Annotated in this window: 14 protein-coding genes; 9 read left to right on the top strand and 5 right to left on the bottom strand. The window is 60.0% G+C overall.

What is annotated here, in order from left to right; all coding sequences use genetic code 11:
* Positions 1 to 38: 38 nt before the first annotated feature.
* Together iagB and ACL2XQ_RS02440 are read right to left on the bottom strand one after the other, a co-directional pair.
* Entirely contained in the window at positions 39 to 515 is a 477-nt protein-coding gene (iagB, locus tag ACL2XQ_RS02445; protein ID WP_413728925.1) for a type III secretion system invasion protein IagB, read from the bottom strand.
* A gap of 5 nt (positions 516 to 520) precedes the next feature.
* The gene (locus tag ACL2XQ_RS02440) at positions 521 to 2269 is read right to left on the bottom strand and encodes a winged helix-turn-helix domain-containing protein (protein WP_410012240.1); all 1749 of its coding nucleotides are present in this window, start codon (positions 2267 to 2269) and stop codon (positions 521 to 523) included.
* 1168 nt (positions 2270 to 3437) lie between these two features.
* Between ACL2XQ_RS02440 and ACL2XQ_RS02435 the strand changes: the two genes are divergently transcribed.
* From ACL2XQ_RS02435 to ACL2XQ_RS02420, 4 genes are all read left to right on the top strand, one after another.
* Positions 3438 to 4649: an MdtA/MuxA family multidrug efflux RND transporter periplasmic adaptor subunit gene (locus ACL2XQ_RS02435; protein ID WP_410012241.1), complete on the top strand. Its 1212-nt coding sequence runs from the start codon at positions 3438 to 3440 to the stop codon at positions 4647 to 4649.
* Complete coding sequence (locus tag ACL2XQ_RS02430; RefSeq protein WP_413722040.1) at positions 4646 to 7843, top strand: efflux RND transporter permease subunit; 3198 nt, start codon at positions 4646 to 4648, stop codon at positions 7841 to 7843. Before ACL2XQ_RS02435 ends, ACL2XQ_RS02430 begins: the two co-directional genes overlap by 4 nt.
* Positions 7843 to 10947 (top strand): efflux RND transporter permease subunit, encoded by a 3105-nt coding sequence (locus ACL2XQ_RS02425; RefSeq protein ID WP_410012243.1) that lies wholly within the window; start codon positions 7843 to 7845, stop codon positions 10945 to 10947. Before ACL2XQ_RS02430 ends, ACL2XQ_RS02425 begins: the two co-directional genes overlap by 1 nt.
* A gap of 63 nt (positions 10948 to 11010) precedes the next feature.
* Positions 11011 to 12414, top strand: coding sequence for an efflux transporter outer membrane subunit (locus tag ACL2XQ_RS02420; RefSeq protein WP_410012244.1), 1404 nt, complete (start codon positions 11011 to 11013; stop codon positions 12412 to 12414).
* A 45-nt stretch (positions 12415 to 12459) separates the two neighbouring features.
* Here ACL2XQ_RS02420 and nirB read toward each other — a convergent pair whose 3' ends face one another.
* From nirB to ACL2XQ_RS02405, 3 genes are all read right to left on the bottom strand, one after another.
* Entirely contained in the window at positions 12460 to 15462 is a 3003-nt protein-coding gene (gene nirB, locus ACL2XQ_RS02415) for a nitrite reductase large subunit NirB (protein ID WP_413740027.1), read from the bottom strand.
* A 144-nt stretch (positions 15463 to 15606) separates the two neighbouring features.
* Positions 15607 to 16878: a nitrate- and nitrite sensing domain-containing protein gene (locus tag ACL2XQ_RS02410; protein WP_413740496.1), complete on the bottom strand. Its 1272-nt coding sequence runs from the start codon at positions 16876 to 16878 to the stop codon at positions 15607 to 15609.
* Between the two features lie 147 nt (positions 16879 to 17025).
* The gene (locus ACL2XQ_RS02405; RefSeq protein WP_413740026.1) at positions 17026 to 17694 is read right to left on the bottom strand and encodes a TetR/AcrR family transcriptional regulator; all 669 of its coding nucleotides are present in this window, start codon (positions 17692 to 17694) and stop codon (positions 17026 to 17028) included.
* Between the two features lie 375 nt (positions 17695 to 18069).
* On the opposite strand from ACL2XQ_RS02405, the gene bhsA reads away from it, so the two are divergent.
* The 5 genes from bhsA (at position 18070) to ACL2XQ_RS02380 (ending at position 23867) form a co-directional block, all read left to right on the top strand.
* Positions 18070 to 18327, top strand: a complete 258-nt coding sequence (gene bhsA / locus ACL2XQ_RS02400; protein ID WP_410012247.1) for a multiple stress resistance protein BhsA — start codon at positions 18070 to 18072, stop codon at positions 18325 to 18327.
* 10 nt (positions 18328 to 18337) lie between these two features.
* Positions 18338 to 18595: a hypothetical protein gene (locus ACL2XQ_RS02395; RefSeq protein ID WP_410012248.1), complete on the top strand. Its 258-nt coding sequence runs from the start codon at positions 18338 to 18340 to the stop codon at positions 18593 to 18595.
* Between the two features lie 761 nt (positions 18596 to 19356).
* Positions 19357 to 20238, top strand: coding sequence for a PhzF family phenazine biosynthesis protein (locus ACL2XQ_RS02390; RefSeq protein WP_410012249.1), 882 nt, complete (start codon positions 19357 to 19359; stop codon positions 20236 to 20238).
* Between the two features lie 171 nt (positions 20239 to 20409).
* Positions 20410 to 23382 (top strand): formate dehydrogenase subunit alpha, encoded by a 2973-nt coding sequence (gene fdhF / locus ACL2XQ_RS02385; protein WP_413740025.1) that lies wholly within the window; start codon positions 20410 to 20412, stop codon positions 23380 to 23382.
* Complete coding sequence (locus ACL2XQ_RS02380) at positions 23382 to 23867, top strand: DUF1641 domain-containing protein (protein WP_410012251.1); 486 nt, start codon at positions 23382 to 23384, stop codon at positions 23865 to 23867. Before fdhF ends, ACL2XQ_RS02380 begins: the two co-directional genes overlap by 1 nt.
* Positions 23868 to 23896 lie beyond the last annotated feature (29 nt).

The raw sequence follows: 23896 nt of genomic DNA, 5'->3' as shown, positions 1-23896 counted from the left end.
GACTAATATACATTTGCATATATTGATTAATCACATATTCAGGATGCAGCCGGTCGCGCCATCACCGGCGCGCTGCTCGTATCCAGGCGTTTATAGTGTTCCCAAACGCGTTGGGCATAACGCATGCGCAGGTGTTTGCGGCCCGCGGCGGTTCCCGCGTTATAAGCACCCACCGCTTCCCAGGAATAACCGTAGCGCTTCATCATGTCCGCGAGCACCGAGGCGCCCACCATTACCGAGACGCAGCTATCTTCATACAGCCGTTGCTCATCAATGCCCAACGTCCTCAGCCGGGGCAAATGGAGGCTGTTGATCTGCATCAGGCCGATATCGCGGGTGCCGTTGGCGTTTTTGCCCGTGGCGCGCGGGTTCATATTCGATTCCGTCAGCGCAATGGCCTGCAGCAGCCTGGATTCGATGGAAAAATGACGTTCCGCCTGCGACCAGCAGTCCGCCGACACGGCGGTGGCGCTTAACAGCAAACCGAGCGCGATGAAATATTTACCTGCGGGCATGGTGCTCAACACTCCGGGACCTCGGCCCGCAGGGGTTTAACCCGGGGGTCGTTGCGCCATAACATCAGGCAGGGCGAGGAAGTGCTGGAAAGCTGGTCATACCATTTTTTTGCCGCCCGGTATCCCTGGCACTGGAGGATAACCGGCAGCAGCGCCGACGGCATCATATGCGTGGCCCGCCGCATCAACGTGGCGACCTGCTCGCCGTTGACCGCCGCCGACTGCGAGAACATGCGTGTATAAAGCGCGTTCAGGTAGACAATGCCGTCCTGTTCGCTGCCGTTCATCAGATGGGGGATCAGCTCCGCGGCCCGGCCGGGTTGCCCCTCGCTGCACAGGATGACCGCCCGCATGCTGAGCAGCACCGGATGAGCGCGCTCCTCCGGTGATTGGCCCCCGGCGATATCCAGCGCCGCCTGCGCATTACCGTCGCAATATTCCAGCCACATCATCAATACCTGAACAGCCATCATCTCGGGCAGCATTTTCCGGGCCTGGCGCGCGAAATACAGCGCTCTGCCGGTGTCGCCGACAATAAGCAGATGCCATGCATAATAATAATTAACCGAAGGATTATCCCCGGACATCGCCAGCGCTTGTTTAAACCGTTCGGCCGCCTCGCTGAAAGCGCGATTCAGTCCCTGCAGCACCCCGCTTAACGCCAGCGCCTCGGGGTGATCCGCCGTGCGCGCCAGTACGCCGTCGATCAGCGCGCCGCATTCGCGCAACGCATGATCAAAATCCATCATGCCCATTTGCCCGAGGGCGAAATAACATTCCGCCAGATGGTATTGCAGGTCGATATCATCCGGGGCCTGCCGGCGCCCCTGTTGCAGCAGGTCCAGGGCCTTGCCCAGGCTTTCCGGCGTGTAGGCCAGGAAGGCGTCGCGCCCCGCACGGTGAACGGCCCGCGCATCAAGCGTGGACGAAGGGGGGTTTAGGGTTTGACCGTCCTCGCGCAGACAGGGAATATGCTTCAACAGCAGCGGCTTGATACGGCGGTTTATGCACGCCACCGTCAGCCGGCCGTCAAGGTTTATCGCCTCCCGGTGCAGCACCAGATGATCCTGCGCGCGCATCAGTTCAACACGCATCAGCGGCCCGCTTGTCTGGCTCAGCTGGTAGCCGGTCAGGTAATAATCCGGCTTGATCTTTTCCATCAATTCCAGGGTCGTTTGCAGTGATGTGCAGCCAAGCGTCAGCGACGAAGGCAGAACGTGCAGCCCGGCCGCAGCGTAGCCGGTCATTTCCTGCACTATTGCATCATGCAGTTCCAGCGTATCCAGATGCGCGTCCAGGTGAAATGGCAGCACCGCAAAAATGCAGCTGGCCGTGGTCATGCGTTCACGGGGCGTGACGCGGGTAACAGGCAGGGTAAAACGGTAGCCTTTACCATAAACGGTATCGATAAACCGGTTATGCTTGCCTTCCTGCAAAATACGGCGCAGGACATAGATACACCGCGTCAGGGATTCTTCACCGACATTGCCGCCGGACCAGACTTCATTGATCAGCCGGTCCTTGCTGACCACCTCGCCGGCGGATTCCAGCAGCAGGATAAGCACCCCCAGCTCTTTTGGCGACACGCTGATTTTCCGATCTTTATGAAACAGAACGCGGGTAGAGTGAAGGATAAAATCACCAAAGCTGTACTGGACTTTAAAATGGTTCACCACCTCTTTCCTGATCCCTTTGATCGGCAGAGGCGTCGGTGGAATATTCATGGCACGCGGTCGATTAAATACATTACTCATATTTTCTTCCTACCCGAGAATGACGACGGATTAAAATGGCGGTTCGCCCCTGGATAAGCCTAGGGCATGACCTGTGCACATTTCATCAATACACCGATCATTTCTTATTCATATAGCCTTTTGCCGCCCACAATAGCCTTACATTAAAACTACTATACAAAAATTAATGATCCACTTTAACAATGAGAGAAGTTATTATTTATGTAACCAGATGGGGTTTATGTTAATTACATTAATCCACCTTGGTGTTATATATGCATCGCCGGGCGATTATGCTTAAACCCAGCGTCAACCCAGCGTTAAAGTCTGCCGCAAACCACGATTTATGCTGGAGGATTAAGGCCCGGTTCATTTAACGCCAGCTTACAAGGATACGGTATCCATATTTGCAGGGCAGATCAAAAAATTAATAAATTATTCTTTATTTTAACAATACAGTGAGCATCGTTGCCGAAAAAATATTAATTCCATTTCATATATTGTGTATTAAAAAAATGAATATATTCAATCATACACCCAAGGCATAAATTATTTTTTGCTGGGACGCCCTGTAAAATTAAAACGGATTATATAGTGAGCACGCTTACTGTCAAATAAGCCGGCGGGGGAAAAGTAAAGTTATCTCCATAAGCGGTAGGGAATAACAATAACAAACGTGAATTGCAGTACAAAATAGCGAATAAAAATGGGGATTCGCCACCATTAAAAACATAACGTTAACATTTTTAACCAGAGTGAAACATGATAGCCCGGGGTAAACAACCGTCAATATGCCGCAAAATCCGTGAGCAGCGATTAAAAAGCCAGCGATTCCCAGCGGTTACCGGCATCATTGGCCAACAGGGCAAAAACCCGACAATTATATTATCAAGTTTACAAACACCGGGGGTGACAACGCGCCATTTGCCTGCATATTTAATGCACCTGGTTACCTAATGTTATTTTAAATCAATCACTCTCATCCTTCATTGTGCTGCTCAGCAGAGTCTTTATCTCGGGTAAAAGCGTGGTTAAAGCAGCGCTGATGGCGGGGAGAATCTTTATCGTTATGCCTGTTTCCCCGTATAAGTGAAATGCTTTTTGACGAAACTTTTACAATAACGCGGCCTGAATTACTTTATCCTAGTACGATGATAATTCCCTGACCACTGATGGCCGCCCGTATCGCATGAAAATCCGCTCACAACGTAAAATCAAATGGCGCAATATTCTGTTGTTGTTAATCGTCGTGCTGTTGATTGCAGCCGCCCTGTTCTATTTTCTGCCAAGGCATAGCGGCGGCACGAATGCCGATCCCCGGGCGGGCGGGCCGGGAAGGGCGGGCGCCGGCATGGGCGGCCTGGCCACGCCGGTGCACAGCGGGACGGCGAAACAGGCGGATGTGCCAGTATATCTTTCCGCGCTCGGCACCGTGGTGGCCAACGCCAGCGTCACGGTGACCAGCCGGGTGGACGGCCAGTTGATGCAGGTCTATTTCGTCGAAGGCCAGAAAGTGGCCAAAGGCCAGCTGCTGGCGCAAATCGACCCCAGGAGCTACCAGGCCACCCTGGAGCAATATCAGGGCGAACTGGCGCAAAACCAGGCATTGCTGAAAAGCGCCCAGCTGACCCTGGCGCGCTACAAGACCCTGTTTGCGCAGGACTCGCTGTCGCGGCAGGATTTGGAAACCCAAACCGCCACGGTCGGCCAGTACCTGGGCACGATCAAAGCCGATCAGGCGCAAATCAATGCCGCCAAGCTGGATCTGGAGTACGCGCGCATTACCGCGCCGGTGTCCGGCCGGGTGGGACTGCGGCTGGTGGACCCCGGCAATATGGTCCACAGCAGCGATACCACCGGCATTGTCACTATTACCCAGACCCAGCCGATTGCGGTGACCTTCAGCCTGCCCCAGGTTAATTTACCCACGCTGCTGAAATCGCTGCACCAGGGCAATTCCCTGCCGGCCACGGCCATCGATCAGGACGGCATTACCCCTCTCGGCCAGGGCAAGCTGAATTTTATCAGCAATGAAATCGATAGCGATACAGGCAGTATCAAGCTAAAGGCGATTTTTGCCAATGATGACGAAAGCCTTTACCCCAACCAGTTTGTCAACATCCGGCTGCAAACCGGGACGCTGGCCGGCGCGACCGTGATTCCCGCCCAGGCGCTGCAGTTAAGCAGCGACGGCGATTTTGTTTATGTGATCAAGGCCGACAACACCGTTGAGCGAAAAGCGGTTAAAACCGGGCCGGCGTTCGGCAGCGATTTGCAGGCCGTGTTGTCCGGCGTCGCCCCGGGGGACCAGGTGGTCACCGAAGGCATAGACCGTCTCAATACCGGCAGTAAGGTGACGGTGGTGAATACGGCGCAAACCAAGGACGTGACGGCGCAATGAATCCCTCACGACTGTTTATCCAACGTCCGGTCGCCACGATTTTGCTGATGATCGGCGTGCTGGTCGCCGGCATTTTCGCCTATCGGATGCTGTCCACCTCCGCCCTGCCGCAGGTGGATTATCCCACCATCCAGGTGACGACGCTTTATCCCGGCGCCAGTCCAAGCGTAATGGCGTCGTCCATCACCGCCCCGCTTGAGCGCCAGTTGGGACAGATGGCCGGCCTGAGCCAGATGTATTCCACCAGCTCCGGCGGCGCGTCGATTATCACCCTGAAATTTTCGCTGGAGCTGTCGCTGGATGTGGCCGAGCAGGAAGTGCAGGCGGCCATCAACGCCGCCGACAGCCTGCTGCCCACCGACCTGCCCAACCCGCCGACCTATAAAAAGGTCAATCCGGCGGATACGGCGGTCATTACCCTGGCCGCCACCTCCGATACCCTGCCGCTTATCAAGGTGCAGGATTTGGTCAATACCCGCATCGCCCTGAAGCTGTCGCAGATTTCCGGCGTGGGTATGGTGACGCTGGCCGGCGGCCATCAGCCGGCGATACGGGTGCGCATGGATCCCCGCGCCCTGGCGGCGCATAACCTGACGCTGGCCGATGTCGATACGCTGATTGGCAACAGCAATGTCAACGGCTCCAAGGGCGGGTTCGACGGCAAATACCACTCCATTACCATTGATGCCAACGACCAGTTGCGCACGGCGGCCGAGTACGGCAACCTGATCATTACCTACCAGAACGGCGCCGCGCTGCGCCTGCGCGATATCGCGCAAATCGACGAAGCGGAGGAAAACGCGTTCCAGTCCGCCTGGGCCAATCGCATGCCCGCCATCGTCATCAGCGTCCAGCGCCAGCCCGGCGCCAACGTGATCTCGGTGGTGGATAATATCAAGGCCCAGTTGCCGACCCTGCAGGCGGCGCTGCCCGACGGGGTTAAGATCGCGATTTTATCGGACCGGACCCAGACCATCCGCTCATCCATCAGCGACGTGCAGTTCGAGCTGTTGCTGTCCATTGCGCTGGTGGTGATGGTGACGTTTCTGTTCCTGCGCAACCTGGCCGCGACATTAATCCCCAGCATCGCCGTGCCGCTGTCGCTGGTGGGCACCTTCGGCGTGATGTACCTGGCCGGATTCAGCCTGAACAACCTGTCGCTGATGGCCCTGACGGTGGCCACCGGTTTTGTTATCGACGACGCCATCGTGGTGGTGGAAAACATCTCGCGCCGCCTGGAAAACGGCGAAACCCCGATGCAGGCGGCGCTTAACGGCTCGGCGCAGATTGGGTTTACCATTATTTCGCTGACCTTTTCGCTGATTGCGGTACTGATCCCGCTGCTGTTTATGGGCGATGTGGTCGGGCGCCTGTTCCGCGAGTTCGCCATTACCCTGGCGGTGGCGATCCTGGTGTCGATGGTGGTGTCCCTGACGCTGACGCCGATGCTGTGCGCCTACCTGTTGCGCCATATCCCGGCGGAACAACAGAGCCGGTTCAACCGCAAGGGCGGGCAGCTGTTCGACAAGCTGGTGGCCGGCTACGATCGCTGGCTGACGGTGGTGCTGGATCACCAGCGCCTGATGCTGTTGGTGGCGCTATTGACCCTGGCCCTTACGGCACTGCTGTATCTGGTGGTGCCGAAAGGCTTTTTCCCGCCGCAGGATACCGGCCTTATCCAGGGGGTAACCGTGGCCTCGCAGGATGTGTCGTTTAGCGAGATGGCGGCGCGACAGCAAAGGCTGGCGGATGTCATTCTCAAAAACCCGTCGGTGGCGAGCGTATCCTCGACCATCGGCATCGACGGCAACAATACCAGCCTGAACAGCGGCCGGCTGCAGATAAACCTTAAGCCCTTCGCGGATCGCGACCTGCGCGCCGATGCGATTATCACGCAGCTTAAGCAGGCCGTCGCGGATATCGCCGGCATCCAGCTGTATCTGCAATCCGCGCAGGACCTGACGGTTAACGATCAGGTCACGCCCAGCCAGTACCAGTTCACCCTCGACGACGCGGACAGCGAAAACCTGGTCGCCTGGACGCCGAAAGTGGTGGCGGCGCTCGCGGGGCGGCCGGAGTTCAGCGAGGTGGTGAGCAATCTACAGGATCAGGGCCAGGTGGCCTACGTGGAACTGAACCGCGACGCGGCGGCGCGCTACGGCATTACCGCCGCCGATGTGGATACCGCATTATATAACGCCTTCGGGCAGCGCCTGGTGTCGACGATCTTTACCCAGTCCAATCAATATCGCGTGGTGCTCGAGGTGCTGCCGAAGTACCAGCAGTCGCCGGCGTCGCTGGACGATATCTACCTGGCCACCAATCTTACCGACGGCACGAGTACGGCCAGCACCTCGGGCAGTTCGGGTTCGTCCGGCGCCACGACGACATCAAGCGCATCGAGCGGCTCCACCACCAGTTCCTCAGCCGGCATGGTGAAACTCACCGCTATCGCCGCAATCCACCTGCGTACCGGGTCGCTGCTGTACGCCAGGCTCAATCAGTTCCCGGCGGTAACCCTCTCCTTTAACCTGCAACCCGGCTATTCGCTGGAAGACGCGCAGCAGGCGATAACCAACGTGACCGATGAGCTGAAACTGCCGTCCAGTATTACCCTGCGCTACCAGGGCGAAACCTCGGCGTTTCAGAGCGCCACCGATAACACCCTGTGGCTTATCCTGGCGGCGCTGATAACCATGTATGTGGTGCTGGGCATCCTGTACGAAAGTTTTATCCATCCGGTGACGATTTTGTCCACCCTGCCCTCGGCGGCGGTGGGCGCCCTGCTGACGCTGCTGTTCGCCGATACTGAGTTCAGCCTGATAGCGCTTATCGGCGTCATCCTGCTGATCGGCATCGTCAAGAAAAACGCCATTATGATGATCGACTTTGCGCTGGAGGCGGAGCACCACCAGCATCTTACGCCGCGTGAGGCTATCCACCAGGCCTGTCTGCTGCGCTTCCGGCCGATTCTGATGACCACCATGGCGGCGTTGCTGGGCGCGCTGCCGCTAATGCTGGCGCACGGATCCGGCGCCGAGCTGCGCCGGCCGCTGGGGCTGGTGATCGTCGGCGGCCTGATATTCAGCCAGGTGCTGACGCTGTTTTCCACGCCGGTGATCTACCTGTGGTTTGACGGCCTGTCACAGCGCGCGCAGCGGACATGGCGCCGTTACGGCCGCCAGGAGCGCTGATGAATATCTCGCGCGTGTTTATTTTTCGCCCGGTGGCGACACTGTTGCTGACGCTGGCCATTGTGCTGCTCGGCCTGCTGGGCTACCGGCTGCTGCCGGTGGCGCCGCTGCCGCAGGTGGATTTTCCGACCATCATGGTCAGCGCCAGCCTGCCCGGCGCCAGTCCGGAAACCATGGCCGCGACGGTGGCCACGCCGCTGGAACGCGCCCTGGGACAAATCGCTGGCATCAGCGAAATGACGTCCAGCAGCGGGCAGGGCTCCACCAACGTGATATTGCAGTTTGACCTGGACCGGGATATCAACGGCGCGGCGCGCGATGTGCAGGCGGCGATCAATGCCGCGCGCAGCCTGCTGCCTTCCAGCATGCCCTCGCTGCCCACCTACCGCAAAGCCAACCCGTCCGACGCGCCGATCGTCGTGCTGGCCCTGACCTCCCCCACCCGCACCAGCGGGGAGTTATACGATCTGGCCTCCAGCGAAATCCAGCAAAAAATCGCCCAGGTCGAGGGCGTCGGCCAGGTATCGCTGTTGGGCAGCTCGCTGCCGGCGATACGCATTGAGCTGAGCCCGCAGATGATCACCCACTTCGGCTTATCCCTGGATACTGTGCGCAGCGCCATCGCCAACAGCACCAGCAATTTACCCAAGGGGATATTGCAGGGGGACAGGCAATCCTGGGTGGTGGACGGCAACGGCCAGCTGGATCTGGCGCGCGATTACCGGGCGCTTATCGTCAGCTATCAAAACGGCACCGCCGTGCGGCTGGGGGATGTGGCCACGGTCTACGACTCGGTGGAGGATAAATACAACGTCGGATACTACAACCAGACCCCGTCGGTGATGATTGGCGTGACCCGCCAGGCGGGCGCCAATATGCTGGAAACCATCGACGCCATTAAGGCGCGGCTGCCGGCGCTGTCCGCCACCCTGCCCGGCGACGTCGGTTTGCATATGGTGGTGGATCGCTCGCCTAACGTGCGTTCCTCGCTGCGCGATACCGAAGAAACGCTGCTGATCGCCGTCATACTGGTGATCGCGGTGGTGTTTGTCTTCCTGCGCAACCTGCAGGCGGTGATTATCCCGGCCCTGGCGCTGCCGGTATCCCTGATCGGCACCTGCGCGGTCATGTACCTGCTGGGCTATAGCCTGGACAACCTGTCGCTGATGGCGCTGATTATCTGCACCGGGTTCGTGGTGGACGACGCCATCGTGGTATTGGAGAACATCACCCGTTATATCGAACAGGGCCTGGGGCCGGTGCGCGCTTCAATCCGCGGCGCGCAGGAGGTCAGTTTCACCGTGCTGGCGATGACATTGTCCCTGGTGGCGGTGTTTATCCCCATCCTGCTGATGGGCAGTATCGTCGGCCGGTTGTTTCGCGAGTTCGCGATAACGCTCACCGTCTCGCTGCTGATTTCGATGGTGGTCTCGCTGAGCCTCACCCCGATGCTGTGTTCCCGGCTGCTCAAGCGCAAGCCGCCGGTGACCCGCAAGCCGCCGCGGCTCTATGTGCTGATCGAGCGCGGGCTGGCCCGGCTGCTGGCGGCCTACGCCGTTGCCCTGGCCTGGGTCATGCGCCACCAGCGCCTGACGCTGTTCAGCCTGGTGCTGACCGTGATGCTGAATATTTTTCTCTATACCGTGGTGCAGAAAGGCTTTTTCCCCAACCAGGATACCGGCCTGCTGATGGGCATGCTGCGCGCCGACCAGAACGTCTCGTTCCAGGCCATGAAACCCAAGCTGCAGGAATTTTCGCGCATCATCCAGCAGGATCCGGCGGTGGACGGCGTGCTCTCCTCCATGGGCAGCGGCGGCTTCGGCTCGCGCAACAGCGCCAACTTTTTCGTGCACCTGAAGGATTTCAGCCAGCGGGACGCCAGCGCCGCCGAGGTAGCCAACCGCCTGACCGCCAAAGGTCTTAACCAGCCCGGCGTCCAGCTGTTCCTGATGCCGGCGCAGGATTTGCATATCGGCGGCCGCAGCGCCAACGCCCTTTACCAGTACAGCCTGCAGGCCGACGACCTCGATACCCTGCGGCTCTGGACGCCGAAGGTCAAGGCGGCGCTGGAAAAGATCCCGCAGCTTACCGGGGTGGACGCCGATTCCCAGACCGGCGGCCAGGAGGTGATGCTGAATATCGACCGGGATAAGGCCACCCGGCTGGGCGTGAACGTGCAGATGCTCGATACCCTGCTCAATAACGCCTTCAGCCAGCGGCAGATCGCCACGCGTTATAAAACCCTTAACCAGTACCATGTGGTGATGACCCTGGACGCCGCGTTCACCGTCGATCCGGCGGTCCTGAACGAGCTGATGGTGGTCAATGGCCAGGGCCAGCAAATCCCTATTGCCGCCTTTGCCAGTTTCAGCGGCGCCAACGCCTCGTTATCCGTGGCGCATCAAGGGCAATCCGCCACCAGCACCGTGGCGTTTAACCTGGCGGACGGCGTGTCCCTCGAGCAGGCGCAGCAGCTTATCAAGACGGCCATGGCGCAGATTGGCCTGCCGTCCACCATCCAGGGCGGCTTCCAGGGCACCGCCAAGGCCTTTACGGCGCTGGCCTCCAGCATGCCCTGGCTGATACTCGCCGCGCTGGCGGCGGTCTACATCGTGTTGGGCATGCTGTACGAGAGTTATATCCATCCGTTGACCATCCTGTCCACTCTGCCCTCCGCCGGGCTTGGCGCCCTGTTGCTGTTGATTATCACCGGCACCCAGCTCACGGTGATCGCCCTGATCGGCATTTTGTTATTGATAGGCATCGTTAAGAAAAACGCCATTATGATGATCGATTTTGCCCTGGCGGCGGAACGGACCCAGGGGCTCAGCCCGCAGCAGGCGATTACCCAAGCCTGCCTGATGCGTTTCCGGCCGATTATGATGACCACGCTGGCGGCCTTTTTTGGCGCCCTGCCGCTGGCGCTGGGCAGCGGCGGGGATGCGGATTTGCGCAGCCCGCTGGGCATGGCGATTGCCGGCGGCCTGGCGCTGAGCCAACTGCTGACCCTGTTCACCACCCCGGTGGTGTATCTGTATATGGACCGGCTAAGCCGTTCCGGCAAGCGGGCCTGGCGGCGTTTTGGCAAAACCGGCGCGGCCTGAAGCCGGTAACCCGACGATGGCGCCTCACCCTTCTTACTTATGATTTCGGACAACAGTGACTTTATGATAACGATATTCCCACATCCCGCCCTGAAGCTGCTGCCCCTGGCGCTGGCGTTGATCCTGGCCGGCTGTATGGTGGGCCCGGACTACCGGCGGCCGGCGATGACGGTGCCGCTTGAATTTAAACAGGCGAAGGGCTGGACGCAGGCCGCGCCGCGGGATGAGGCGGGCAAGGGGGAATGGTGGGCGGTGTACCGGGATCCGACGCTTTCCGGCTTATTGGGCCAGGTGCGGATTTCCAACCAGAACGTGGCGCAGTATGAAGCGCTGTACCGCCAGGCGCGGGCGCTGACGGCCGCCTCGCGCGCCAATCTGTACCCGACGGTCACCGGCACCGCCGACACCACGCGCAGCGGCACCCGGACCGCCGCCGCCACGACGCATGAGGCGCAGGTCAGCGCCAGCTGGGAGCTGGACCTGTGGGGTAAGCTCAGACGCACGGTGGAGGAAAACCAGGCCAATGCCCAGGCCAGCGCCGCCGAACTGGCCAATATTACCCTGAGCGCCCAATCAGAGCTGGCGCAGGATTATTTCCAGCTGCGGGTCATGGATGAGCAGATAGCGCTGTATCAGGAGAGCGTCGAGGCCTACCAGCGCTACCTGAACATTATCGAGAATAAATACCGCGCCGGGAGCGAGTCCCGCGGCACCCTGGCGCAGGCGCAGACCCAATTGGAGAGCGCCCGCGCTTCCGCGCTGGATTTACAGTGGCAACGCGCGCAGCTTGAACACGCCATTGCGGTGCTGATCGGCCGGTCGCCGGCGCAGTTCAGCCTGCCCGCCGCCAGGCTCACCGCCACCCTGCCCGTTATCCCGGTGGCGCTGCCGTCACAACTGCTGCAACGCCGGCCGGATATCGCCTATGCGGAGCGCAGCGTCGCCGCAGCCAACGCCGCCGTCGGCGTGGCGCAGGCCGCCTATTACCCCGACCTGACCCTGAGCGCCAGCGGCGGTTTCCAAAGTTCGGTGCTGCATAATCTGATTTCCATGCCGAACCGGGTATGGTCGCTGGGACCGGAACTGAGCGGAACGCTGCTGGACTTCGGCGCCACCAAGGCATCCGTTGAGCAGGCGCGGGCCGCTTACGACGCCAGCGTCGCCAGCTATCGCCAGAGCGTGCTGTCGGCGTTTGAGGAAGTGGAAAATTATTTGGTGGAGCTGTCGACCCTGGAGGCGGAAACCGCCGCGCAGCAGCGCGCCGCCGAGTCCGCGCAGGAATCGGCCCGCGTTACGCTTAACCAGTACCGGGCGGGGATGATTGATTACCTGGATGTCGCCACCACCCAAAATACCAGCCTGTCGCAGCAGCAAAACCTGCTGTCGCTGCGCAGCACCCAATGGGTGGCCAGCGTTCAGCTGATCGTCGCCCTCGGCGGCGGCTGGCATGACGAAGACCGTCGGTAGGCCGTGACGGTCCGTGGCGGCCCCGGGCCGCCACGGACGTCGCCCTTATTCCGCCGGCGCCGGCGCGCGCGCCGTCAATGCGCAGGCCGCCACCCAGACGCGCCCCTGGCGGATTTCCACCGGCCAGGCGCTGACCGATAGGCCTGCATCCTCCAGGCAGCAACCGTCGCGCAGGCGGAAATGTTTTTTATACAGCGGCGAAATCACCACCGGCTCGCCTGCGACATCGCCCACCAAGCCGCGCGCCAACACGTTGGCGCCGCTGCCCGCCTCATGATTGGATAAAGCATATACCCGGCCTTCCCCGCCGGCCGGGCCCGCGGCCGACGGCAGGTAAAACAGGGCTATCTGCCGTTGCCCTAAACGCGCGGCGATGCCGGCATGGGCCGGGATATCACCGAGCATGCACACCGGTCGCCAGCCGGTTTCCTCAACGGCGGACGACGGCCCGGGGCCATTTCCTGCCGCGGCTGGCAACGCCCCCATGGACACCTCATAGCGCGCATCGCCCTCGGGCGGCGCGCTTACGCCCGCCCGCGATTTTTCTTCCGGCCGTGCGGGCCGGATCTGGGATCGCTGCGCCATCATGACCACCGCTTCATCCGGCCGGTCGCTGTTGATAAATCCCCGGAACAACGCCAGCCGGCCGGCATCCGCCAGGGTGGTTTGCCATTCGCACTGGTAACTCGCCACTACCGACTGCATTTCCTGTTCAAGCTCGGCGCAGATGCCGAGCGCGTCATCGACGATCACCCGCTGCAGATAGTTTACGCCGCCTTCCAGATTATCCAGCCAGGTGCTGGTGCGCTGCAGCCGATCGGCGGTGCGGATGTAAAACATCAGCAGGCGGTCGATCATGACGATAAGGCCGTCGGCATCCAGATCGGTGGCAAATAAATCCGCGTGGCGCGGTTTCATGCCGCCATTGCCGCAAATATACAGGTTCCAGCCTTTGTCGGTGGCGATAATGCCGATATCCTTGCCCTGCGCTTCCGCGCATTCACGCGTACAACCGGAAACGCCCAGCTTGAATTTATGCGGCGCGCGCAGGCCCTTGTAGCGGTTTTCCAGTCTGATGGCCAGCCCGGTGGAATCCTGCACGCCGAAGCGGCACCAGGTTGAGCCGACGCAGGATTTTACCGTGCGCAGCGATTTACCGTAGGCATGCCCGGTTTCAAAACCGGCGGCCACCAGTTCCCGCCAAATGGCCGGCAGCTGTTCCATCCTGGCGCCGAACAGCGCGATGCGCTGGCCGCCGGTCACCTTGGTGTATAAATTATAACGGGCAGCCACCTGGCCCACGGCAATCAGCCCCGCAGGGGTGACTTCCCCGGCGGGCATGCGCGGCACGACGGAATAGGTACCGTCCTTCTGGATATTGGCGAAAAAACGATCGTTGGTATCCTGCAACGGCAGATGTTCGGGTTGCAATAAAAAGTCGTTCCAGCAGGAAGCCAGCAGGGAACCGGCCAGCGGTTTGCAGATTTCACATCCCAGGCCATGGCCATATTGCGCCAGCAGTTGGCTGAAGGTACGGATACGGTTGACGCGAATCAGGTGATACAACTCCTGGCGTGAATAGGCAAAGTGTTCGCACACGTCTTTTTTCACCACCACGCCCTGTTGCGACAGCTCATATTCCATGACCTGCCTGACCAGCGGCACGCAGCCGCCGCAGCCGGTGCCGGCGCGGGTGCAGGTTTTCACCGCCGCCAGATCGCGCGCCCCCGCCGCCACCGCCGCGCGGATATCTCCTTTGCTGACGTTATGGCAGGAGCAAACCTGGGCGCTGTCAGGCAGGGAGGCCACACCCGCGGCCTTCGGCGCGTCCCCCGAGCCGGCCGGCAGGATCAGGCTTTCCGGCCGTTCCGGCAGGGGTATGCCATTGAGTATCATCTGCTGCAGGGTACTGAACTCCGCGCTGTCGCCCACCAGCACCGCGCCCAGCAGGCGGGTTTTATCCCCGGAAACCACGATTTTTTTATAGATCTGCCGCGGGCCGTCGGTCCATAGATAGCTTTGGCAGCCCGGGGCGGCGCCCTGGGCGTCCCCCAGCGAGCCGACTTCGACGCCCAGCAGTTTCAGCCGGGTACTGAGATCCGCCCCGCTAAATACCGCCTTCTCCCCGGCAAGACATGACGCCAGCGCGCGCGCCATCTGATAACCGGGCGCCACCAGCCCAAACAAGGCGTCGCGCCACGCGGCGCATTCGCCGATAGCGAAAATATGGGCATCCGAGGTCACGCACCGATCGTCGATAGCCAGTCCTCCGTGCGCGCCGAGCGTCAGTCCGCACTGATGGCCCAACCGGTCCATGGGACGGATACCGGCGGAAAACAGGATAAGATCGGTATCAAGCGACCCGCCGTCGGCAAATTCCAGCCGCAGGCCGTCTTGGCCGGCAGGGGTGATACGGCGGGTGTTTTTGCCGGTGTGCACGGTTACCTGCAAAGCGTCGATTTTCCGCCGCAGCATGGCCGCGCCGCCTTCATCAAGCTGCACCGCCATCAGCCGCGGGGCAAACTCGATCACATGGGTTTCCAGTCCCAGCTGCCGCAGGGCATTGGCGGCTTCCAGCCCCAGCAGGCCGCCGCCGATCACCGCGCCGCTCCGTGACTGGCGCGCCCGCGCGGCGATGGCGTCAAGATCGTCCAGGGTTCGGTACGTCAGGCAGCCGGGTAGATCGCAGCCGGGAATCGGCGGCACAAAGGCATAGGATCCGGTGGCCAGCACCAGCCGATCGTAGGGCGTTGTTCCGCCGTGGTTATCCGTCAGGCATTGCCGCTGACGATCGATGGCGGTAACGGTGGTGGCGCCGCGCAATTCGATGTCATGCAACGCAAAAAAACCGTCGGGCACCAGCGACAGCGATCCCGCGCTGCGCCCGGAAAAATACGCCGACAAATGTACTCTATCGTAAGCGGGGCGGCGCTCGGCGCCGAAGACGATGATGCGGTAACGCCGGTGCAGCTCGCGCGCCACCAGCTGTTCCAGAAAATACTGGCCCACCATGCCGTGGCCGATGACAGCTAATACGGGTTTGTTCATAACAAAAGTCCTTACATAAAAAAAAGGCGTCCAAAAACATGCAATGACTGCATGCTTTTGGACGCCTTTATCCTTGACCCGCGCTACGCCGCCATTGGCTTAACACGAAGTCATATCCTGATGTCGCTTACCCCCGGCCCGCCGTTATGGCCGGCCGGTCAATATCTCTTCCACCGCCAGGATGGCCGCGGCCACTTCCGTCAGCTTTTTATTTTGGTTCATTGCCATACGCCGCAGGGCGTTATAGGCCTCTTCCTCGCTTAACCGCTGATGACGCATCAGCAGCAGCTTGGCGTCTTCGATTTGCCGCCGGTCATTAAGGGTGGCGCGCAGTTGCGCCAGCTCATCGGCCAGTTCCCGCAGCCGGCGCGATTGTTGCCCGACGAGAGATAATACCGATCGTCCCAGCTGCGGGCTGAGGCCGTTATTGCCCAGCGGCTCAGCGGCGTCGTCCGGTCCGGCGGCGGCAACGAATACGCTATACTCCACCGGTTGGTCCATCTGACGCGCCAGCAGGGCTTCCAGCGCGGCATCTCCCGGCCAGTCGCCCGCGGCGTCTTGCGCGGCGTCGATGCCGGCCCGGCATAATTGCATCAATACCGCCGCCAGTCCGTCCTCGACCCCCTTCATCAGGTCGATACGGCGGGTCGTCGCCTCATACCAACGCAGGCTGTGATCCGCGGCGATGTTACCCGTGAGAACGATGCGGCGCAGCCGCTCGACATCGCAATCGCCGTCACGCGCCATCTCGCCCCAGCGCTGCAGGTTAAGGGGATCGCTGAATTCGCCGAAGGTGGCGAAACACCGCTCCTGGCCTTCAATCAGGTCCAGCAACTGTTGGCGGGCGGCGGCGCTAAATGCGCGCGCGGCAAACACCGCCGCGCCCTGCGCCCGTTCCTGCCCCGCCAGCTCTTTGCCCTGCATAAAGCTGAACATGGCGATCAACGCCCGGGAAACAGCCGGCTCCGCCGCCGTATCCGCCGCCTCGAATACCAGCGCCAGCAGGCTGCGGATCACCGCGTTGAATACCGCCGCCGCCTGCGCCTGATCGATCCCGGCCCGCCGGATGCGGCGGCGTAACGCTGGCAAACGTCCCAGCGCATAACATACCGCGGCAATTCGCCCCAGCCTTTGGCTGTCGGACGCCGGTCGATTGACGCCTTTCTCCCGGCCCAATAGCCGCAATACGGCACGCTCGGCAATAACGGCATCGCGCGCCGGTTTTTCAAGCGTATCGGCGTGCAAGCCCGCGCTCAGGTAAAGGGTGGTTACGCCACGTTCGCGTTGCAGCATATGCACCAATTGACTGACCGCCCCCACCAGTTCGCCGGTTTGCAGCAAACGTCGCAACGCCGCGATCTCGCTTTGCCGCGAGGCCTGCAGGAAACGAATAGCGGTGGGAGTATCGGCAATCAATGGGTTCATTTATCCAGTCCGGAATTGCCACGACGTGACCTGATAAACGCATATTACGTACCGCAGGACACCGGCGCCCTGCGCAGAATCAACTTTATCTGCGTCGCGCCGCTGTCTTTTCGGCCGCGCCGGGTCGGCGCGGCGCCGTTAAACCTGTGCCGTATCCCGGGCGGCGGGCGCGCCGATGCGCGCCAGAGTCGGCCACACTTTCATCAACGTGGTAACGATGGTATCCAGATCCGCGCGGGTAGCGCCGTCACGGGCCTGCACCGACATCCCCTGCAGGATACAGGTCAGGTATTTCGCCAGGGTGGGCACATGAGTGCCGGCCGGCAATTCTCCCTGGGCCTGGCGCGCGCGCAGGAAATCCGCCAGCATGTTTTCCTGGAAATGGTGCCGCGCGCGCAGCAGTTTCGCCACGGCGTCGGATGAAGACGAGAGCGCGGCGGACGTACAGATAATAAAGCAGCCCGAGGGCAAATCTTTGTCGGTGTACAGCGCCGCGGTATCGCGCAGGAAATTTTCAACCGCTTGCGCCGCCGTACAGGCGGGGTCGGCCAGCAGCACCTTGCCCCGTTCGGCGAATTTCGCCACGTAGCGTTCGGCCGCCGCGCGGAACAGGCCTTCCTTATTGCCGAACTCGCCGTACAGCGTCGGGGCCTTGGCCCCGGTGGCCTCCACCAGATCGGTCAGCGAGGTCGCTTCGTAGCCGTGGCGCCAGAACAGTTCCAGCGCTTTATCCAGCGCATCGTCACGGTCGAACTGTTTTGGGCGTCCGCGTCCTTTCCGTATGGGCGCAACATGATCGGTATTCATAACATCCTCTCTTATCGCATTTTTATGCCTGGCATCTTGCCGCTTGCACAACGTCCTTGTGGATATCAGCCGGCACCTATATAATTAACGATCATTACAAAAATTACAAGTGCCTTTCGTCACATTGCCCAAAGAATGTTAAATTTGGCGGCCATGCCTGTTCCTCCCTTGCGGCGGCCTCTCCAACCCAAAGTGAGTGAGCGTTGACAATAAAAATAAATTTTTATTATTAACAATGGCTTATTTATTATATTAACGATCATTAAAAATTTAGTTGATCAACGCCGCCAGGAGGACTAGTATTTACTTATCGAACGTTAACAAATAGCGTTGACCCACAAATCCTGCAACCAGAATGCATAGAGAGATAAGATTATGAAAAACGTAAAATATGCCATCGCCGCCATCGCCCTGAGCGCCGTCTCTTTCGGTAGTTTTGCCGCAGAACTGGCGACCTCCGCCCCGGCGGGTCAGCAGCCGGTAGGCGTCATCAGCGCCACCGGCGGCGCCAACCTGTCTTCGCTGGAAAGCCAGCTGTCCGCCAAGGCTTCGGCCGAAGGCGCGAAGTCTTTTGTGATTACCTCCACCACCGGCCAGAATAACCTGCATGGCACGGCGGTAATTTACCAATAAGGATGGCGCCATGATGAACAAAGTTAATCTTGGTATCGTTGCCCTGGCCGCCATGGTGTCGTTCGGCAGTGTTGCCGCCGACACCATCAATACCGCCCGTTATGAGCCTCACCAGGTGGTATTGACGACCGTGGGCGCCAGGACAGGGTTGCCTACCCTGCCCGGTCATGGCAGTGAACGCGCCGTACGCGTCGATAACCGCGCCTATCCGGTAACGTCGGTGTCGGGGCGCAATAATATGCACAGTACGTCGGTCGTTTATGAATAGCGCTTTACCGGCGCGTCATCAAAAAATCCGGGCTTGGCCCATTCATTATTTTCCCTAAAGCGTTTGCGTAATATCATCGCGCAAACGCTTTTTTTACGTTGTAACAAAATAACGCTTTCTTTTCTCCTGCCCGTTGCTATCCTCTGTCAGGAATATTCTTAATTATATCTTTATTAAAATAAATAAAAGCCCTAAATAAGCTTTTTCCTATGTTAATGAATAAATTAGCCCTGCCGTTTTCCGCCAAATTTACGCTTCCATGCAATAAACGCAAATAGAAACATCTGTGCCAAATATCTTTACGGTTGCCGCCGTTGACCCCTTTTAACGAATGGATAATCATCTAACGGTAACGTAATTATTAATATATGGAGCAAAACAATGCGTCGCATTTTAGCATTTGTCGGAATTATTGTTCTTAGCGCCGCGCTTAGCGGTTGCCTGTGGCCACCTCCTTGGGGCGGCGGCGGCGGTCATGGCGGCGGCGGCGGTTATCACCATGGCGGCGGACCGGGCCGCGGCTAAGGGTTGCGATCCTCTGGTATAAAACCCATTGAGAGCTGCGCCCCAACTGTCAGGTGCTTTTATTGACAGTTGGCGGCGCAGTTTTTTTTGCCGCCCGTCCGCTGAGGCGGCGGGTTAACCGCTCCCCTGGCCTGGCGGTTATCTCAAAGCGCAATATCCCTCTTACCGTCCTTGCAGTTATCCTGCAACCACGCCAGAATCGGCAATAATCGCCTTACTGTTAAAAAGGATGGGTTATGACCGAGCTGCGTCGATTTAAACAGGTCGATGTGTTTACCGCCACTGCGTTGATGGGCAATCCCCTGGCGGTGATCCTGGATGCCGATGGCTTATCCGATCGGCAGATGCTGGCCGTGGCCCGCTGGACTCATTTATCCGAAACCACGTTTGTCCTGCCGCCTTCGGCCGCCGGCGCCGATTATCATGTGCGTATTTTCTCCCCGGCAGGAGAATTGCCTTTTGCCGGCCATCCCACGCTCGGCACTGCCCATGCGATGCTGGAAAGCGGCTTTAGGGCCAAGGCGGCCGATAGACTCATCCAGGAGTGCGGGGTGGGCCTGGTCGCCCTTGATATCACCCGCGCCGGATGGCTGGCGTTCCAGGCGCCCGAGGCCAAAATCTATACGGTGAACGAAAGTTATTTCCCCCTGCTTAACGCCGCAGTGGGCGGCGCGACGACGGTCACCTGGTCTCCGCCGGTCGTGGTGGACATGGGGATCCGCTGGCTGGTGGCCCGGGCCGACAGCGCGCTGTCTTGTTTGCGGATGCAACCGGACGCCGTCGCCCTGGAGCGGTTGCTCAAGCGTTGCGAAGCGAACGGCCTGGCGGTATATGGCCTGCACGAGGCAAACGGCCCGGCGGATTATGAAGTCAGGGCCTTTTTGGTGGAACAGGGCGCCCTGGTGGAGGATCCGGTCACCGGCAGCGCCAATGCCTGCCTGGCGCGCCTGCTGCACGCCCAGGGATTTCCTGATAATCCGGCGTTTGCCGAGTCCTGGCGCGTCCGCCAGGGCACGGTCCTGGGGCGCGACGGCCAGGTCAGCGCGCGCTTTATCGACGGCGTGCCGTGGATTGCCGGCCAATCGGTCACCGTGATCGACGGCACGTTCAGGCTGTAGCCGTCAGGTAAATGTTAATAACCTGCGTCCTTACTGTTAATAATTAGCAACAATCTGCAAACGGTGTGGCTATTGCGCATCAATCATTAACGACTACCTTTAACACTATCTTAGTGGCCGCCATGGCAAAGATGCACATGATAGGTGGTGGTTGTTATTTGAGGTAGCCTGATGAGCCAGACAGACTGCACGATTATTTTTGACGGTGTGCCGCTGACCGGCAAAGCGGATACGCCGCTGGTGGATTTCCTGGCCGCGCGGGGCGTCAACCTGCCCCATGTCTGTTATCACCCGGCGCTGGACCCGCTGAAAACCTGCGATGTCTGTTGGGTGGAGCAGGACCATCAGCTGGTGCGCGGCTGTACCTTGCGCACCCGTGACGGCATGGTGCTCAACAGCCGGGGCGCGCAGGCCCGGGCGGCGCAAGTCGAGGGCATGGACCGGCTGCTGGCCAAGCACGAGCTGTATTGCACGGTATGCGAGCACAATACCGGCGACTGTACCCTGCACAACACCATGGCGGATATGCATATCCCCATCCAGCGTTATAAGTTCGAGCGCAAGCCGTATGCGAAGGACCATTCCAATCCATTTTACACCTACGATCCCGATCAGTGCATCCTGTGCGGCCGCTGCGTGGACGCCTGCCAGAACGTCGAGGTCAACGAGACGCTGAGTATCGACTACAGCGCGGATCATCCGCGCGTACTGTGGGACGGTGGTGAAAAAATCGCCGGCTCCAGCTGCGTCAGCTGCGGTCACTGCGTCACGGTCTGTCCCTGCAACGCCTTGATGGAAAAAACCATGCAGCCGGACGCCGGGCCGTTTACCGCCATGTCTCCCGATCTGAAACGCCCGCTGATCGATATGATCAAAACCCTCGAGAACACCACCGGCGCGGAAATCATTACCGGTATCTCCATGATGGATATGCACTGGCGCCAGCCGGAAATCAAACGCACCAAAACCGTCTGCACCTATTGCGGCGTGGGCTGTTCGTTTGAAATGTGGACCCGTGACCGGCATATCCTGAAAGTGCAGCCGATGGTGGATGCGCCGGCCAACGGCATCTCCACCTGCGTCAAAGGTAAATTCGGCTGGGATTTCGTCAACAGCGAAGCGCGCCTGACCACGCCGCTGATTCGTGAAAACGGCCGTTTCCGCAAGGCCGGCTGGGATGAAGCGCTGGATCTGGTGGCCCGCCGCCTGCTGGAGATACGCAATACCCACGGCGCCGAAAGCATCGGGTTTATCGGTTCCAGCAAAGCCAGCAATGAAGAAGCCTACCTGACGCAAAAAATCGCCCGGCTGATTATCGGCACCAATAGCGTCGACAATTCGTCCCGCTACTGCCAGAACCCCGCCACCATGGGTCTGTTCCGCACCGTGGGATATGGCGGCGACGCCGGTTCCATCCAGGATCTGGAACGGGCCGAGCTGATTATTATCGTCGGCAGCAATACCGCCGAGAATCATCCGGTGATCGCCGCCCGTCTCAAGGCGGCGCGCAAGCACCGCGACCAGCGGCTGATTGTCGTGGATCCGCGTAAACACGAAATGGCGGAACGCGCGGATCTATTCCTGCGCATCAACTCCAGCACCGATATGGTCTGGGCGTCCGCCATGGCGCGTTATATGTTTGATCATGGCTATGCGGATACGGACTTCCTGGCGGCGCGGGTAAACCAGGTGGACGCGTACCGCCAATCCCTGGCGCCTTTTACCCTGGCGTTCGCCGAGCGGATCACCGGCATCGCGCGCCGGCAGTTGATTGACGCCGCCGAAATGATTGGCCGGGCATCCTCCGTCTGCATACTGTGGGCGATGGGCATTACCCAGCACAGCCACGGGGCAGATACCAGCACGGCGCTGTCGAACCTGCTGCTCGTGACCGGCAACTACGGCCGGCCCGGTACCGGCGGATACCCGATGCGCGGCCATAATAACGTGCAGGGGGCCAGTGATTTCGGCTGCCTGAAGGATTTTTATCCCGGCTATGAAAAGGTCACCGATCCCCAGGTGCGCGCCAAATGGGCCAAGGCCTGGGGTGTGGCGCCGGACCGCCTGTCCGATAAGGCCGGCGACGATAATTTCACCATGGTGAAGCATGCGAAAGAGAAAAAAATCAAGGCGATGTATGTGATTGGCGAGGAAACGGCATTCTCTGACGCCGATGCCGCCAATGTGCATGAGGGGTTTACCAATCTGGATTTTCTGGTGGTGCAGGACCTGTTTATGAGCCGCACCGCCGAATTCGCCGACGTGGTGTTGCCCGGCTGCCCGAGCGTGGAAAAAGAGGGGTCGTTTGTGAATACCGAGCGCCGCATCCAGCGTTTTTATGAAGTGATGCCGCCGCTCGGCGATAGCCGGCCGGACTGGCGCATCCTCACCGACCTGGCGGCCAGGATGGGCCATCCCTGGGGTTACACCCATCCTTCGCAGATCATGGCCGAGGCCGCCGGTATCGCCAAGGTCTTCGCCGGCGTGACCTATGAACGGCTGGCGGGATGGCAATCGCTGCTTTGGCCGGTCAAGGCCGACGGTACCGACACGCCGCTGCTGTATACCGACGGTTTCCATACCGAGGACGGCAAGGCCGTCCTTTATCCGCTGGAATGGAAGCCGCCCGCCGAGGCGCAGGACGGCGAATATGATTTAATGCTGAATAACGGCCGGATGCTGGAGCATTTCCAGTCCACCAACCAGACCGGACGCGGAGGTCGCCTCCTCTCCCTGTCGCCGGACTGGTTTGTGGAAATCAGCCCGGCGCTGGCGGCGGAGCGGGGCATCGAGGAAGGCGCCTGGCTACGCCTGGCCTCGCGGCGCGGCGCCGTCGAGGTGCCGGCGGTGATTACCGATCGGGTGCAGGGCAATACCCTGTTTCTCCCCATTCATCTGGGCAAGGACGGCGTTAACGCCCTGACCGGCGAGCATCACGATCCGGATGTGAATACCCCCGCCTATAAAGAGCTGGCGGTTAAACTTACCGTGCTGCCCCGGGAGAACATGGTTTCGCCCCTGCCGCGCCATAATTTCCGCTATGGCTCCCGTACCCCCATCGACAAGGTGCCCGTGGAGCAGAAATGGCGGCGCGACGATTACCTGCCGCCGCCTGAACAAGAACCTCATCCGGAGAAATTCTAATGGCTAAACCTATCGGTTATACGGTGGAGGCTCCGAAAATCGGGCCGGATGCCCATGAGGAGCTGGAACGCTTGCTGCAAACCCTGCACGAGCACGGCGTGCTGCGCCTGGCCAACGACCTGGTGGCCGCCAATAACCAGATAGCGCGGGTGCTGGTCAACGGGCTCAACCGGGAAGGCTCGCTGAACGTTATCCAAAACCTGTCGGTGCTGGCCATGGCGTTATCCACCTTTCCTCCCGGTCAATTCTACAAGATGGTGTTCGCCGTGCGCGATATGGTCGATGTGATAAGCCGCGCGCGGGAAGGAAACGACGCTCCCCAGGATGCGCCGGGAGTCCGGGGACTGTATAAGATGCTTAACGACGACGCCTTCTGGCAGGGGATTACGCCGTTTATCGACGGCATGAAGGCCTTTAGCCGCCGCATGGATGAAGAGGTGGATAAACCCATCTCTTCGTTTACCGGCAAGCCCAGCGACGCCTGAGGTCAAACACGGCAATTGCTGCCGAAGCA

Origin of the sequence: Sodalis sp. RH14 (assembly GCF_047324285.1) — a bacterium.
In the GTDB taxonomy this organism is placed as follows: domain Bacteria; phylum Pseudomonadota; class Gammaproteobacteria; order Enterobacterales; family Enterobacteriaceae; genus Acerihabitans.
This window is presented reverse-complemented; position numbering and strand designations above follow the sequence as displayed.

Bases quoted from the DNA above. Each gene is read 5' to 3' on its own strand.
- iagB (WP_413728925.1), bottom strand. From the start codon at position 515: ATGCCCGCAGGTAAATATTTCATCGCGCTCGGTTTGCTGTTAAGCGCC.
- ACL2XQ_RS02425 (WP_410012243.1), top strand. From the start codon at position 7,843: ATGAATATCTCGCGCGTGTTTATTTTTCGCCCGGTGGCGACACTGTTG.
- nirB (WP_413740027.1), bottom strand. From the start codon at position 15,462: ATGAACAAACCCGTATTAGCTGTCATCGGCCACGGCATGGTGGGCCAG.
- ACL2XQ_RS02380 (WP_410012251.1), top strand. From the start codon at position 23,382: ATGGCTAAACCTATCGGTTATACGGTGGAGGCTCCGAAAATCGGGCCG.
- ACL2XQ_RS02395 (WP_410012248.1), top strand. From the start codon at position 18,338: ATGATGAACAAAGTTAATCTTGGTATCGTTGCCCTGGCCGCCATGGTG.
- ACL2XQ_RS02435 (WP_410012241.1), top strand. From the start codon at position 3,438: ATGAAAATCCGCTCACAACGTAAAATCAAATGGCGCAATATTCTGTTG.
- ACL2XQ_RS02420 (WP_410012244.1), top strand. From the start codon at position 11,011: ATGATAACGATATTCCCACATCCCGCCCTGAAGCTGCTGCCCCTGGCG.
- ACL2XQ_RS02405 (WP_413740026.1), bottom strand. From the start codon at position 17,694: ATGAATACCGATCATGTTGCGCCCATACGGAAAGGACGCGGACGCCCA.
- ACL2XQ_RS02440 (WP_410012240.1), bottom strand. From the start codon at position 2,269: ATGAGTAATGTATTTAATCGACCGCGTGCCATGAATATTCCACCGACG.
- ACL2XQ_RS02390 (WP_410012249.1), top strand. From the start codon at position 19,357: ATGACCGAGCTGCGTCGATTTAAACAGGTCGATGTGTTTACCGCCACT.
- bhsA (WP_410012247.1), top strand. From the start codon at position 18,070: ATGAAAAACGTAAAATATGCCATCGCCGCCATCGCCCTGAGCGCCGTC.
- ACL2XQ_RS02430 (WP_413722040.1), top strand. From the start codon at position 4,646: ATGAATCCCTCACGACTGTTTATCCAACGTCCGGTCGCCACGATTTTG.
- fdhF (WP_413740025.1), top strand. From the start codon at position 20,410: ATGAGCCAGACAGACTGCACGATTATTTTTGACGGTGTGCCGCTGACC.